Raw genomic sequence first — 15,011 nt, 5'->3', positions numbered from 1 at the left:
GGCGGTGCCATTGCTCAATTTCAGCGGAACGACTGCTCAATTTCGCCGGTCGAGGTGATCTGGCGAGGCGGCGTACGCAGTTGGGTTCAGTATAAAAAAAGAGAATGATAAGATTTGTCATTCTCAAAACGTATTAGAGGATAAAACATATTTCGCACCAGAAGCCGAGGGTTGTCCGGCTAATCGTACAGCTTTTATGTTAGACTAAAAAAACATTGTACAATCAGTGAGAAGAGTAAACTGACATTGTGACGCACTAATTGAAACTCGATTTTTGTTGAAAACTCCCGTTTTTTGTTGCAGCGCTGTGATTACAGTGGTACACTTATCACAAGATAGTGGCGGAGAACCGGTTGCTTTCACGACTTACACAGAAGGGAGTTGTAACTGTGGTATCATGTGAGATCCCAGAGGTTGAGCGCATTCTGGAAGAATTTTCGCGTTGCGCAAACAAGGTGCGGACATGTACTGAGATAATTTTGCGCTGTGTTGACGATGGGTGCGTGCCTGACCAGGAAAGTATTTTTTCGTTTCAAAACGAACTCGGCTTACTTCAAAAGCAGTACGATGAGATGTACGCGATGGCTGAAGAAATGCTGGCCGGCGGTGAACTTCCAGCCATTGGAGCGAGTGTTCAGACGCTGAAGACGGCAATAATTAACGGAAAGCGTCAGCAAGCTCAGAGAGCGTTGGAGGACGCCAAAAAGGAACTTGAACGGTTCGTTTCGGTCAAAGCACTGGCGGTGGACCTTGCAGAGGAACTCCGGCCGTATCAGGAGAGGGCGCAGACACTGCTCACAGCGGTTTCCAACGGTGATATTTGTGATCTCGGTGGATCGGAGATATTCAACGGCTCAAAAACTTTTTTAAATACTTTGAAAGCGGAAAAGACTGCAAAGTGGCTGCTGATTAAGGAGATAAGACAATACTTTCCCGAGAGCATTGGGTTGGGGTTGATGGGAGATATGTATTATCTGGATGAGGAGCCTGACCAAACGGAAGAGGATACGGAACTGACCGATACTCCTGCCTCCGCGGATGAAAGTGCTAAGAATACTGCTGAAACCGCTGAATCTGTATTGGAGCAGGAATTTCCTGCCACGGCTTCTCCAGAGGTGGCTGACGAGTTTTGCGCAGAACAGACAGAGTTGCATCCAGAGACGGATTCCGTTAATGCCGAAACGACTGATGACATTTACACTGCCTGCTTTGCTATTAAACAGGAAACGCCTACGGCAAAGATCTTCCGGAGCGATATGATCAAAAAGTATCCGGAAGAGGCCCGAATGATTTTTCCGCTTTTGACAAACGTTGGTATGGTCACAGACGAACAGGTATTTGCGTTTGGCGTGGTTATGGATTGTTTTGAAGATACGGGCGCCATACGCGACAAAGTGCGTCATTCTCTTGATAAACTGGCCAGAGAGAAGGGTGTTTTGGCTGCGTTTGCAGTTCCTGGCTCGGAAAAAACGGCGTATTGTCTGACTCCTTACAGCCATGGATGCCTGCAAAAGGATGCCATTCGTTCAGACAGGAAACTCTTTTATTTGTCCTTTGGTAAGCATGAAGTCATTTCGGATGGGACAATCAGCCGGAGTGTTTTGGAGCATGAGCTGGAGAACAACGCATTGTTACTGGAGCATTTGCAGAAGGAACACGAGCGGCTGGATATGCTTGCGTTCAAGAAGGTACAAAGCTCTATCCGTTATGTGGACGGGGCGTACCATGTAGATACCTATCAGGATGGGCAGCTGCTTCCCTGCATTTTGACTGGAACTGCACAGGAAGAGCCTACGCAGGAGGAACCCGCACAGGAAGAGCCTGTGCAGGAGGAACCCGTGCAGGAGAAACCCGTGCAGGAGAAACCCGTGCAGGAGGAACCCGCGCAGGAGGAACCTGCACAGGAAGAGCCTATGCAGGATGAACCCGCGCAGGAAGAACCCGCGCAGGAAGAACCCGCACAGGAGGAACCTGCACAGGAGGAACCTGCGCAGGAGGAACCTGCACAGGAAGAGCCTACGCAGGAGGAACCCGCACAGGAAGAGCCTGCGCAGGAGGAACCCGCACAGGAAGAGCCTACGCAGGAGGAACCCGCACAGGAGGAGCCTGCGCGGGAGGCAACCACACAGGAAGCCCCGGAGGATTGGGAGGTGTCCGAGATTTATCCTGCGGACAATGCCGGAGAATATGCGGCACAGCTATGCCGCGCGAAAGCACTCACTCCAGAGCAACTGGTGCATGAGGCCGTTCTTCTGATGGAGGAAGATCGCCATGCGGAGGCTGTGGCTTTGCTGGATACGGTACGGAAGGCACCGAAGGCCGATCTGGCGCAGGAGACGCTATATAACGGCTATGTGCTGGGTGCCGACCTACCAGTCGGGCGTCCTGGATGGCTGAACCGCACCAATAACGCTCTAGTAAAACTGCAAAGTCAGGTGTCCGACCGGACGGGGCCGCTGCGCAGCTTGCAGGAAGCCATGCTGGTCTCTGCCGCGCTTCAGGCACTGCTGTTCCCGGAGATGGCCTATGACTACGACCTCTACAACACCGGCAGCTTCTACGTCAGCACCGAGCTGAGCGCAGACTTCCCGGCGGAGAGCGCCGTCCTGAAGCGCATCATGGAAATGCTCTGCCATGATCTGAAGGACGTTTCCTTCAAAGTGGACGGTCTGGGCTTTTCCAATCTGGTGATTGCCAAGCTGACCAGTGACAGCGACCGGGAAACGTATATGCAGTCCATCCGAGAAAAGGCGCGGGAACTGGATCGCACCCCCAAAAGCAACGTAAATCTTAGCGGTCAGGAGACCTGCTTGCAGCTATTGGTAGGCCCCACCAGTCAGCTGGGCAAGGCGATCTGTTCCGTGCGCAAAAACGAAGTGGAGAAGGCCACTGACATCAAAAATTTAATCCTGTCCGCATTTTGTGAGGTGGATGGCGCGTCCTTTGTTGTCAGTCAGAAAAAAATCGACAGCTATATTGACGAGATGTGGTGCGAGACCCGCGCAAAGAATAAAAAAGCAAAGGTACGATATCTTATCAATGACTCGACCGCGAGGAATGAGTGCGATAAGGCGCTGCGAGACCGCATTGAGGTGGTCACGAGATGGCTCGCCATCTCCACGGCAGACAACGATGCCGCCTTCGCCCAGTGCAAGGAGCAGTTTGAATCCGTTCTGGATCGGCTTGATACAGCGCTGGAGGAACTGGAAGAGCTCCTCACTGTCCCTGCGGAAGGCGATGCCTGCCTGCGGGCGGGCAAGCGGGTGATGGCCGCCGGCGTGGCTGCCATACGCCGCCGCCTCAACGATGATGAAAGTCAGTCCACGAAGGCGTTCTTCGCCCCCCTAATCCACAGACCCTATGTCTATATGAACCCGGATGGCAGTCCGGCAGTCTTCCCGGAACTGTACTATCTGCGGGGCATAGAGCCGTGGATGGATGTGCTGCGGGGTGTGTGCGTCCCGCAGGCGTCCACCGAGCAGATCCTCGCCGAGGTGGTAGACTTCAACAATGACCTCTGGTACAGAAACTACGGCCGTGAGCAGCTCATCCTGGGGGAGGAGGCACCGGATCGCGCCGGCGACCTGAAAAACGCCAGAATGGCCGCCGTCAAACGGACGGGGGAATTCAAGGGCAAGGTTCGGCTGGACAGAGCCTATGGCAAGGTGCAGGAGGCACTGATGGAGACCCTGTTCAGTATTCTGGATCGGGTGTTCGCCTTCTTCTGCGGCGATGACAAGCAGGAAGGCGGCGTGTACGACTTCGCCCGCTACCACCTGTTCCTCGCTGGATTGGATGACTATCTTGCTGCGGCGGAGGAGCGCAGCGCGGCGGAGCTACGGAACCGAATTGACCATCTGAAAAACGACACCAAGTACGCGGGAGCCGAGATCTTTGCAAACATCCTGCAGGCGCTGGACGAGGGCAACTTCGTTCGCGTGGAGACCTACATCAACCGCCTAGAGAGCGGCGAGCGAACACTGCCCGAATCGGAGCGCAGCGAGGACACCGAGCAGGACTTCCTGCGGCTGTTTCTCCGAGGCGAGCAGGAATACTATAAGGTGTGCAGCGGCAGGAGCAGCGACTCGTTCTCCAACTGGGCCATCCGGGAACTGCAGAGAATGGGGCGGTCCTACACCCACTGGACATCCAACAATGAGCGGAAAAAGGCGGAGGAGTGGGTGGACAAGTGGGTTCGCGGAAAGGATGCCTTCGAGACTCCCGGTCTGATCCGCAGCTTCTTGATTATGCTGGGCTTCAATGTGAAGCAGGTGGGCACCAAAATGGCCATTCGAACCAAGGCCTCTTGCGAGGTGTTTCCCGTCTCCGTGAGCCGAACCCCCAGCGGGCTGAAGGATTACCGCCACCCGGTCTATAAGTACGGCACGGATCTGGCGGAGAGCATGAACGTGGTGTGCCTGTTCGGCTGCAAGGGCGTATCCACCCTCATCAGTGTGCTGACCAACGACCTGCAGCTCAACGGCCCCACCATCGTTTTGATGGACGGCTCCCTGTCCGCTACCGACCGAAAGAAGGTGTCCGCCAAGTTCAAGTCCGACACCAGCGGCCAAAGCCCCTTCTTGCTGATCGACCGGGTGCTGTTGCTGTTCCTTGCCTCGCTGGACGAAGGCGACCGGATGTGCGCCATGCTGAAATGCACCCTGCCCTTCACTTTCGAGACACTGTATACCAACGGCACCGGCCCCGTGCCGGACGAGATGTTCATCGGTCGCAGGCTGGAACTGCGGGAACTGACGGACCCCAACGGCCCCAGTTTAGTCTACGGCGGTAGACAACTGGGCAAGACCGCTCTGCTGAACCGAGCCAGCAAGATCCTCCACAACCCGGAAAAGAAGGAATATTCATTCTGCTGCATCGAGGTGAAGGATCACAAAAGCGACGTGCTGCTGGCAGAGATGAACCGGAATCTGCGCAAGCTGGGTCTGATCGACACGGACTACGACTCTGTTCCGGCGTTGTGCGGCGGACTGCAGGAGCAGTATGACGGCGGCAAGTATGCCCGGCTGACCGTGTTTGTGGACGAGGTGGACGAACTGTTCAACGAGTACAAGCAGGACGGCTACAAGTCGTTGCGCCCCTTCGTCACGCTGATGGAGGCCACCCAGCGCCACGCCCGTATCGTTTTCGCCGGTACCCATAACGTGGCGGCCACGGAGGCGGTCATGAAGAAAAACAGCAATCTGCTCCATCTGGGACGGCCGCTTTGTATCGAACCGCTGTCCACGGATGACGCCTCCCGGCTGATCCGGCGTCCTATGTCCTATCTGGGATTTGACATCGGCCAGCAGCAGATGGAACTGATCATCAGCAACACCAACAGCTACCCCGGCCTGATCCACATGTTCTGTAGCAGTCTGGTGCGTTCGGTGTGTGAGAACTTCAACGACTACTACGACGAGGCGGATCGGGACATGCTACCCTACAAGATCAGCGACGAGCAAATGAAGGCCGTGTTCCAGAAGCGGGACATCCGCAAGGAGATCGGTATCCGCGTCATGGCCACCATCGAACTGAACAAGCGCTACTATGTGCTTGCCAGCCTGCTGGCCTACATGATCCGGGAGCAGCAGGAAAGCGCCGGAACGTATCTATACGGATTCAGTGCCAAAGAGATTGCGGAGTACAACGCGAGTGAGTTGAATATCCCCATGATCTCCGCCCTGCCAGAGACGGATATGGAGGCGCTGTTGGACGAGATGGTGCGTTTGGGTATCCTGTGGAAGAACGAGGAGACCCGGCAGTTCCGCTTCAAGCAGATGGACTTCCTTTCCTATATCGGCGACAGCGACAAGGTGTACAAGACCCTGTGCGATGCCTGCGATTACCGGGAGGATGAGGTATGAGAAAAGAACCTTCCGAACTGTGGTGGGAGAACATCACAGGCCCCCAGCAGTTGGTCTCCGCCGTGGAATACGCCGTGCAGGACGGCAGAAGCGTGATCCTCCGTCATCCGGGCTTTCTTCCGTGGGAGGGGCTGCTCCGGGATCTAACCCGCGTCACGGACACCGTCATTATCGATCGTCCTGTGAAAAAGGATGAGATCATCCCCAATATTCTGGAGCATTTTCCACGGAAGTACGCCATTAACTGCCCACCGGTGTATAAGAATCAGCTGGAATTTATCAAAAGCCAGCATGTCTTTCAGGAGAGAACCGTCTGGCTCTCGGTGAAAAGCGGCGTTCCCGCCGACCAGATTATCCGCTTCATTTCCGACTACCGGGGAGATGACCATCGGGACTACGGCGCGTTCATCCTCGCCGTGTCCGAGGAAGCGTCCATCCCCACCGTCTCCGAGACGGTGAAGGTGATCCACTATCAGGACTACGTCCGCGCCAGCAGTCTGCGCCTGTTTACGGCGCTGCTGGCGGAGGATACGCCCCGTATCCCAGAGCATATGGCGGAATACGGCGCGGCGGTGATGGCGTCGGTGTGCGCCCCGGACCCGGAACTGATCCCGGAACTGATGGAGGAGACGGACATCTCCCGTCAAATGCCGGATACGGTGCTGCGGCAGCTGTGGCAGGAGGGGGTTTTGGCGGAGCGAGACGTTCTGCCGGGACATCCCTACGGGCTTCTGGCCAATGAGAAAGGGTTTGAGACCCGGATATGGCGCGCCCAGCTGCAAACGCTGTTCTCTGTAATCGAGGCGGAGCGGACGGATATCGTCAAGGCTCATTATGACGATATTCGTGAGGCACTGCACACCCCATATTGGGACAAAAAAGAGGAGGAATTCCGCATTATCAAAGACCCTGTGAACCACTGCGTCATTGACGATCCGTATGACGCGGAGATCGGCGTGTTGGCGCGTATGCTGACGCTGTATCGGGACAAGGAGGAAACGAAAAAATTGTGGTATTTACCGGAACCGGAAACCAGGGAGAGGATCGGTTTTCTGAGAATGTGCAGGAATTCTTTGGCTCATATCACGCCCTGCTCTCCAGATTCGGTGGCAAGGCTGCTGGAAAAGAGCGGCTAATCGTATGATTATGATGAAATGTAGCTATCAAATGTAGCCGCATGATGAACCGCCCTCCTTATACTCAAAGAAGTATCAGGAGGGCGGTCATCAATCGTGAGCCACATCTTCATTGAATTCCAAATAGAATTAGATGTTGAAGAAATATAAGTATGCGTATGTTAGAATAATGGAAAACTGGTTGACGTGAAGGGGTTGCCCCGGGTAGTATGCACCCCAGAGTAGTAATCTGGAGTTTGTGAGATGGTGAAAAGAAAATGAAATCTAGAGAATTGGAAAGCATTTTTGAACAGTTGAGAGAAAAAAAGAAAATGTACTTGCCGGAACCTGCTACAGAAGAACAGATATCCGATTTTGAAAGGGAACATAGCATTTCCCTCCCTGCAAAATATAGGGAATGGCTTCTGCTCTGTGATGGCGGAGAGCTATATTTACCTGCGGGTATTCAGTTTTACGGAGTAGCACATAAACCGGTTATTGATGTTGATGACGATGATCGGCCAGATGAATCCTATATTGTAATTGGAACCCTCGCTTCCGGTGATCCGATTGTCTTCGAAAAGGATAAGGAAAGTATCTCAGTTTATAATCATGAGGATGATAGAATTGAGGAGGATGAGACATACGAGGACTTCTATGCCTTCTTAGATGATCTGAATAATATTCTCGGAATCGGAGGCTGATTCTATGTCAAGAAGAACCTCTGAATCCAATAAAGCTATTACGGAAGCATGGGAAAAAGAGCAGAAACTTGTTAGTGAAGGCAAAGGAACCAGAGATTGGACCCCCGAACAACAGCGGGATATCATAGAGCGCGGAAAGGCTTATGACGATGATGGAAAAGCATTCCGCGGGCATCACATGAGAAGTGTCTCAATTTGCCCGGAAGAACAAGGCAATCCATATAACATTCAATTTTTATCCCATGAGGAACATATTGAGGCCCACGTAATTTGTTGGCAACCCACAAACTGGTATTATGATCCGGTTACCAGAAAGAAAATCGATTTTAGTGATGGGCCAATTATTCCATGTAAAGTGATTGAGCTAAGTAATCCGGTATCTCTATCTTGTATCCAACAGCATAAGAGCATTAACACAGAAAAGGAAGGAGAGAATAGAGAATGGCATTTGAAATTATCAGAAATGACATTACGAAGGTGTCAGCTGACGCTATCGTTAACACAGCAAATCCACGTCCTCGGATTGGAGCCGGAACGGATACTGCCATTCATAAGGCTGCCGGTCCCGAACTGCTGGAAGCGAGAAAAAAGATTGGAGATATCCGGCCCGGTGAGGTAGCTGTGACGCCTGCATTCAAGTTGGATGCGAAATATGTCATTCATGCGGTGGGACCTGCTTGGCAGGGTGGTGATGCACATGAGGAGGAGACACTCCGAAGTGCGTATGACCACGCGCTTCAGGCGGCGGTTGATAACGGCTGTGAGTCCGTTGCATTCCCTTTGATGGCAGCCGGCAGCTACGGATTCCCAAAGGAACTTGCCATGTCAGTTGCAATTCGTGCTTTTACGGACTTCCTTCTTGAGCATGATATCCAAATCATTTTGGTTGTCTTCAATAAGTCCATTTATGAGTTGTCTGGACACCTTTTTGATGATGTTCAAGCATTTGTTGATGAAAACTATGTAGATGCAGCTCATAACGAAGAATACTACTATAAAAATGATCTTCCTTACGATGAACGGGAATATCGTAACCGCAGGCGCATGGAGGAGCTCTATGACCGGCGTCGGTGGCAGGATCAGGAAGACATGGTTTGTGGTTCCGCAGAGATTGTTGAGACTGAGGCTGCAGCAGTTGTGGATTCCTGGGATCTTGACGATATGCTCTCCACTTCCAATGAGACGTTCTATCAGATGCTTTTCCGTCTGATTGATGAACGTGATTGGAAAGATTCCCGGGTTTACCGTGCCGCTGCTATTTCCAAGCAACAATTCAGCAAGATCCGCTGTACTACGGATTATCAGCCGACAAAGAGTGCGGCCCTTCGGTTTGCTCTTGCTCTGGAACTGGACTATGATACGGCGCAGCAATTCCTTGCTACAGCTGGATATACCTTGTCAAGAAGCAACGCTACAGATACCATCGTGGAGCATCATATCAGAACAAAGAACTACAATCTCGTTCGGGTAGAGATTAACCTTGCGCGTTTCCAGCTTCCTCCGCTGACACCTCCTACAAGAAAAGAGAAAGAGTGAAAAGGTCTACTGGCAAATGACCTTTGGCGTTATTGGGTTTGGTATGATCATCATGTCGAAAGGAATTTGAAAAGATTTCATAATTCTGTTTCGGAATTAATGATGAAGGGAAATAATGAGTGTGACATTCGAGAAATATTTTGAAGAAAAGGTAAGTGCCATTGAGCAGCAGTACACGGGCAAGACGCTGGTTGTGTTTAAGGGGTTTGATATGCCTCAGGTCAAGTATATCAAGTCCCGGGAGAATTGCCTGCTGCATGATACCGATATTTTCCCTGGCGGTATTCTGGATATTTCGCTTTTGAGCGATGCGTGGCTTGATATCATGACTGAGATCAAAATGGCAGCGCAGCCCATTTTGGCTATTTATGAAGAATTACTGGCCATCCGCGATTTCCTGCCCAAACTGGGTAGTGTGAAGATTGTAGTTGTCGATAATAACGTGTTATCTCCTTGGGTTCCTAGTCTTTTTGCCTATGATCAAGTCCTGAAACTTTTTGACTATCTTCAGGAAGAGCGGGAAGCTAAAGAAGCTGATCTTCAGTGGATGGCACAGGCATATGGCGATGTGAAGCTGTTGGGTGATGGGAAAGCATTGCTGCACCCCACCGTCATGGATGATGTGGAGACGATCCCGTTTTGGTCAGGAGAGTATGAACTGAATGAGGTTGATGATGATACGAATCTCATTGAAGTTGGCAGCCTAAAAGATTGGGAATATTGTCTTGATATTCTCAGTGGCAATGAAACCCCTGCTGTTTTCATTCAAAAGGGAGATGCGCTTGCCGCACGACAGAGAGCACTCGCCATTGCTGTGACGGAATTGGGTCTTCAGGTTGCCTTCGATGAGTCTGATTTGTATCGTGAGCCGACCAAATATAATCCGAAGCAGTTCGAGCCTCTTTTGAAGAAGTATTGGGGAGACAAAGCATCTTTCCGTCCGTTATTGTTTTATTCGGATCCGGATAGATCCAGTGAAACAGAAACAATCTCTCAGGGCGAGATTATCGCGGAGATCGTTGACCAGTGTGAAATGGCACATGACGGAGAGAAGTACAGCAACGTATTTATCACGGCCCCTACCGGCTCCGGTAAATCCATCCTGTTCCAGATCCCTGCGCTGTATCTTGCGGAAAAGTACAAGCTGGTTACTCTGGTGGTCTCTCCCTTGATTGCGTTGATGAATGATCAGGTGGATCAGCTTCAGCGTGAAAGAGGCATCAGCTGTGTAGCGTGTATTAACTCCTCCATGACTATGGAAGAGAGAAGCGCCGCATACGAGGCAATCCAGCGTGGTGACAAGTCTCTGATTTATCTTGCGCCGGAACTGCTGTTGACTACGCATCTTCAGTCGTTCCTGGGCGGCAGAGAGATTGGCATGATCGTTATTGACGAGGCGCATACTGTTACAAGCTGGGGCAGAGATTTTCGATCTGACTATTGGTTCCTTGGCGATTTCCTGAAGAAGGCAAAGCGAGAGGGACTGAATTTCCCCGTGCTGTGCTTAACTGCAACCGCAGTATACTCCGGTGATAACGATGTCGTGAATGACACGATTCAGGAACTGGGATTGGAGAAGACAATCCTGCACTTGGGTAACGTTCGCAGAGATAATATTGATTTTGACATTGTTCATCACGAAAAAAGTGAAGTTCATGGCAAAATTGAAACTGCAAAGATGGAGATTACGCTGGATCGCGTGAGGGAATATGTTGATCGTGGCGAGAAAGTCCTGACTTATTTTCCGTACAGAAGCCAGGTTGACGGTATCTACTCTAACATCGAACCGACTGAGCATATCAAACTCCGCAGATATCATGGCCAGATCCCAACTGCAGAGCGTAAGATGGTTGAGAAGAGCTATAAAAGCGGCGAAGCTATGGGACTGTTCTGCACTAAGGCTTTCGGCATGGGCATTGATGTGGGTGATATCATGCATGTGGTCCACTTTGCACCCACCGGAACGCTTGCTGATTATGTTCAGGAAATCGGCCGTGCTGCACGTAATCCGGATATTCAGGGTTATGCTCATATCGATTATTTCCCCAGCGATCTTAGATATGTTCGTACATTGAATGGCATTTCTGAAATGCGCCAGTATCAGCTGCGTGAAATGCTGAAAAAGATCTGCGCCATCTATAATGCGAAGAAGAGGAGAAACCTGCTGATTTCTTCTGAGACTTTTGAGTACCTTTTCAAGGAAGATGAGGCCGAGAATAGAACGAAATCTGGCCTGATGCTTCTTGCGAAAGACCTGAACTACAAGTCCAGTTTCCCTGTCCTAATTGTTCGCCCGAAAGCGATGCTTTCTAAAAACTATGTGAATGTGCCTCAGGAGATCGAAAACCAGGTCCTGAGCAAGTACGGTCAGTACATGAAAGAACAGAAGGGCGCTATGAAGCGCACGATCATTTCCACTCGACAGAGTGCTTCTGATATTACGGTATATAACACTGGCAAGACGTATCTTGTTGATATGGAGGCCATTTGGGAGAATTGCTATCCTGATAAGGCATTCGGTATGTTCAAGAAGGAATTCTTTGAGGAACGTTTTTCTGCAGCAGGTTCGGAGTTCCACGTTTCTCCGAGATCCAGAGTTGAGATCCGGTATGCGGATGAGTTCAATGTGATCAATCAAAGACTGGAGCAGATTATTTCTGCGGTTTCTGAGATCTTTGGCAACTACAAGAACGCCGAACAGAAGCAGTTTACCGCTCTTCAGTTTGAGAAAGATCTCGAAGCTGCCTTGGGAGAAAAGGTTATTGCGCATGATAAGGTTGCAATGCTTTTGGATATCTTCACAGAGCATACTGACGAAGGTGCTTCTTTCTCTGCTACGAAGAGCATGATCCGCGTCCTGAGAAAGAGAAAGCAGGTAGGAGCTGATGAGGTGGTGTACTTTGTCAGTAGCCCCAATTATGCTAGAATTCCAAATTTCTTCGTCAAGCAGCTGAATCAGTGTGTGCCGAATACGGAAAATAATTCGTTCTTCTCGTTCTATCCGATTACAAAAACGAATTCCATTGAGATTATGCCTTTGCTTCGCGTGCTGGAGTTGGTTAATCTCGCAAGTTACGAAACGAGAGGCGGCGAGAAGTCCGAGGTATTCATTCGTATCAATGATCCGGATAGACTGAACCGCCTGGCCAGCACCGGGAAATATACCAATAGCGTTTTGCAGACCATTCAGGAAAAGCACCGGAGCAATGTGAAGCTTTTGTCTGCATTCTTCTCGATGAAAATGACGTCGGAAGAGCGCTGGGAGCTGATTGAGCAGTACTTTCTGGGCAATCAGAGCTATGTCGAGGATCGTCTGCATTTGCAGTTAGAATCCTAATTTCAAAAAATAAGATGGTCTGAAAACGTCCACTGTCAGATGACCTTATCCTCCTTCGAGTTTGTTAGTATGAGTACAACAAATTTGAAGGAGGTTTTTCTTATGAACAAAAACTTGACGGAACTGGTATTCATCCTGGATCGCAGCGGCTCCATGGGCGGCCTGGAGGCCGACACCATCGGCGGTTTCAACGCCATGCTGGAAAAGCAGAAGAAGGAAGAGGGCGAGGCATATGTCTCCACCATCCTCTTCGACCACGAGGTGGAAGTCCTGCATGACCGAGTATCCATCGATAAGATCCAACCCATCACCGACCGTGACTATTTCGTTCGCGGCAGCACGGCTCTTCTGGATGCCCTGGGAGGTGCCATCCACCACATCGCCAACGTCCATAAGTACGCAAGGGAAGAGGATCGACCGGGCAAGACTATCTTCGTGATCACCACCGACGGCTGTGAGAATGCAAGCCAGGAATACAGCTACCGGAAGGTGAAGCAGATGGTGGCGAAGGAACAGGAGAAGTACGGTTGGGAGTTCCTCTTCCTGGGTGCCAATATGGACGCCATCTCCGCCGCCGCGGATTTTGGTATCCGGGCAGAGCGTGCCGTTCGGTTCAAGGCAGACGGTGCCGGCGTGAAGCTCAATTACGCTACCGTCAGCGCCGCGGTCAGTGAGATGCGCGTGAGCGGTTGTGTCAGCGATGACTGGGCAGCAGAGATCGAGTGTGATTTCAAGAAGCGGGGGTAAGAGAGATGTTTGGAGCAATCCTGGGTGATATCGTTGGCAGCCCTTATGAATTCAATGCCAATAACTATAAGGCGAAGGACTTTCCACTCTTTTGTGACCGATCGGAGTTTACCGATGATACGGTTATGACGCTGGCAGTTGCTCAGGCGCTCATGAATGCAGAGGAGGGCGAAGACCTGAAGGCCCGCTTGGCCCGATCCATGCAGTCCATCGGCCGGCGCTATCCCTACTGCGGCTATGGCGGCAGATTCTTCCACTGGATGTTCTCGAAGGATCCAAAGCCTTATGAGAGCTACGGCAACGGCTCCGGAATGCGGGTATCTTCCGTTGCCTGGCTCTGCGATGATCTGGAGTCAGTCAGAAATCTGGCACGGATTACGGCTTCTGTCAGCCACAATCACCCTGAAGGCTATAAGGGTGCAGAAGCCATTGCCAGTGCCATCTTCCTAGCCCGTACTGGGAGCACCAAGGATGAGATCCGGGACTACATCGTTCAGGAGTTCGGCTATGATCTGAGCCGTACCTGTGATGAGATCCGACCGACCTACCGCATGGATGAGACCTGCCAGGGAAGTGTTCCTGAAGCAATCACCGCATTCCTGGAAGGAACGGATTTCGAGGATGTGATCCGCACGGCTGTTTCCCTAGGCGGTGATAGTGATACCATCGCCGATATGGCGGGCGCCATTGCGGAAGGCTTCTATGGCGTACCGGGCGACCTGAAGAAGGAGTGCATGGAGCGCCTTCCTCTGGATCTCCGGGAGATCCTGCGCCAGTTTTGCGAGCGCGCACAGTAACAAGTCCAGATTATAGGACTGTATCCGTGAGAGAATACAATCAGAAACCATAAACCAATAGATACGGAGGATTATACAATGAAGATTCTGAATATGCGTTGGGGATATGACGGCGGCGGTATGGCATGCGGCCCCGTGGAAGGCAGTGCCATCGTGGAGATCATGGTTCGTGAGGATAACGGTACGACCGCCTTTGTGACGGCGAGCCGTATGGAGGATGCGGAGAACATCTATACCTCTGAATTGCCTTTGTTCGACGTCATCATGAGCCTTGCAAGCAGCGAGTCCAATTTTGAGCCTGAACTGGCAAAGGTCAATAAGGCAGCAGAGGCTCGTTTCAGTCACATGATCTACCACATGCCGGAGACGGCAAAGTTCAACCGGTTCTATGACGTCATGCGCCTTGCAAGAGTGGCCCTGAATGGCGCAGATCTCGAGGCACTGGGCAGTGATGCCAAGGCTAAGGTATTTATCGCTCCGTACCTCGGAAAGGAGATCGGTGATCTGGAGATCCCCGATGATACCATTGAGTGTGAAGATGGAGAGGACGAGGATTACGAGTATGAGATCTCGCACCGCGATGTGGAGATGTACCTGAAGGAGTGCGAAGCGGAAGAGCATAGCGGCGAGATCAAGGCACATTACTGGGTCTGTGATGATTCGGGTGAGGAGATCACAGACGGGGAAGTCACTGTGACGATCACCCAGGAGCAGCTGGAAGCCTATCAGAAGGCCAGAAGAAAAGCAAACGAGGAGCACAACGACGGCGGTTTCTGGAGTGTCGATCTGGCAGATGTCCCCGGGTGCGAATCTGTCAATGAGGAAGCTCTGTCCAAGGTTTATAATGACAGCTGCTTCGATTCTGAAGAAAGTGAAAACTACCAGGTCTCTGTGAGCCTGTAAAGAAAGTA

8 protein-coding genes and 1 pseudogene are annotated in these 15,011 nt (G+C 51.4%); all 9 read left to right on the top strand.

The features are described from left to right. Positions 1 to 1,547 precede the first annotated feature (1,547 nt). The 9 genes and pseudogenes from JQM68_RS13775 to JQM68_RS08840 all read left to right on the top strand — a co-directional run bounded on the left by JQM68_RS13775 (position 1,548) and on the right by JQM68_RS08840 (position 15,003). Entirely contained in the window at positions 1,548 to 5,864 is a 4,317-nt protein-coding gene (locus tag JQM68_RS13775) for a hypothetical protein (protein ID WP_268821458.1), read from the top strand. Next, the gene (locus JQM68_RS08875) at positions 5,861 to 7,000 is read left to right on the top strand and encodes a hypothetical protein (protein ID WP_235222651.1); all 1,140 of its coding nucleotides are present in this window, start codon (positions 5,861 to 5,863) and stop codon (positions 6,998 to 7,000) included. The genes JQM68_RS13775 and JQM68_RS08875 overlap by 4 nt, the downstream gene beginning before the upstream one ends. 257 nt (positions 7,001 to 7,257) lie before the next feature. Next, entirely contained in the window at positions 7,258 to 7,683 is a 426-nt protein-coding gene (locus JQM68_RS08870) for an SMI1/KNR4 family protein (protein WP_235222650.1), read from the top strand. A gap of 4 nt (positions 7,684 to 7,687) precedes the next feature. Further along, positions 7,688 to 7,909 (top strand): annotated as a pseudogene (locus JQM68_RS08865) (teneurin-3); the annotation flags it as partial. 215 nt (positions 7,910 to 8,124) lie between these two features. Continuing rightward, positions 8,125 to 9,219: a macro domain-containing protein gene (locus JQM68_RS08860; RefSeq protein ID WP_235222649.1), complete on the top strand. Its 1,095-nt coding sequence runs from the start codon at positions 8,125 to 8,127 to the stop codon at positions 9,217 to 9,219. A 115-nt stretch (positions 9,220 to 9,334) separates the two neighbouring features. After that, complete coding sequence (locus tag JQM68_RS08855; RefSeq protein WP_235222648.1) at positions 9,335 to 12,556, top strand: DEAD/DEAH box helicase; 3,222 nt, start codon at positions 9,335 to 9,337, stop codon at positions 12,554 to 12,556. A 102-nt stretch (positions 12,557 to 12,658) separates the two neighbouring features. Continuing rightward, positions 12,659 to 13,303: a vWA domain-containing protein gene (locus tag JQM68_RS08850; protein WP_235222647.1), complete on the top strand. Its 645-nt coding sequence runs from the start codon at positions 12,659 to 12,661 to the stop codon at positions 13,301 to 13,303. A gap of 5 nt (positions 13,304 to 13,308) precedes the next feature. After that, positions 13,309 to 14,100: an ADP-ribosylglycohydrolase family protein gene (locus JQM68_RS08845; protein ID WP_235222646.1), complete on the top strand. Its 792-nt coding sequence runs from the start codon at positions 13,309 to 13,311 to the stop codon at positions 14,098 to 14,100. A gap of 78 nt (positions 14,101 to 14,178) precedes the next feature. Beyond that, positions 14,179 to 15,003, top strand: a complete 825-nt coding sequence (locus tag JQM68_RS08840) for a hypothetical protein (RefSeq protein ID WP_235222645.1) — start codon at positions 14,179 to 14,181, stop codon at positions 15,001 to 15,003. The last annotated feature ends 8 nt before the right edge of the window (positions 15,004 to 15,011 follow it).

Origin of the sequence: Oscillibacter valericigenes (genome assembly GCF_021531435.1) — a bacterium.
Classification (GTDB): domain Bacteria; phylum Bacillota; class Clostridia; order Oscillospirales; family Oscillospiraceae; genus Oscillibacter; species Oscillibacter valericigenes_B.
Note: the sequence above shows the minus strand (reverse complement) of the source record. Positions and strands in the feature narration are given on the sequence as shown.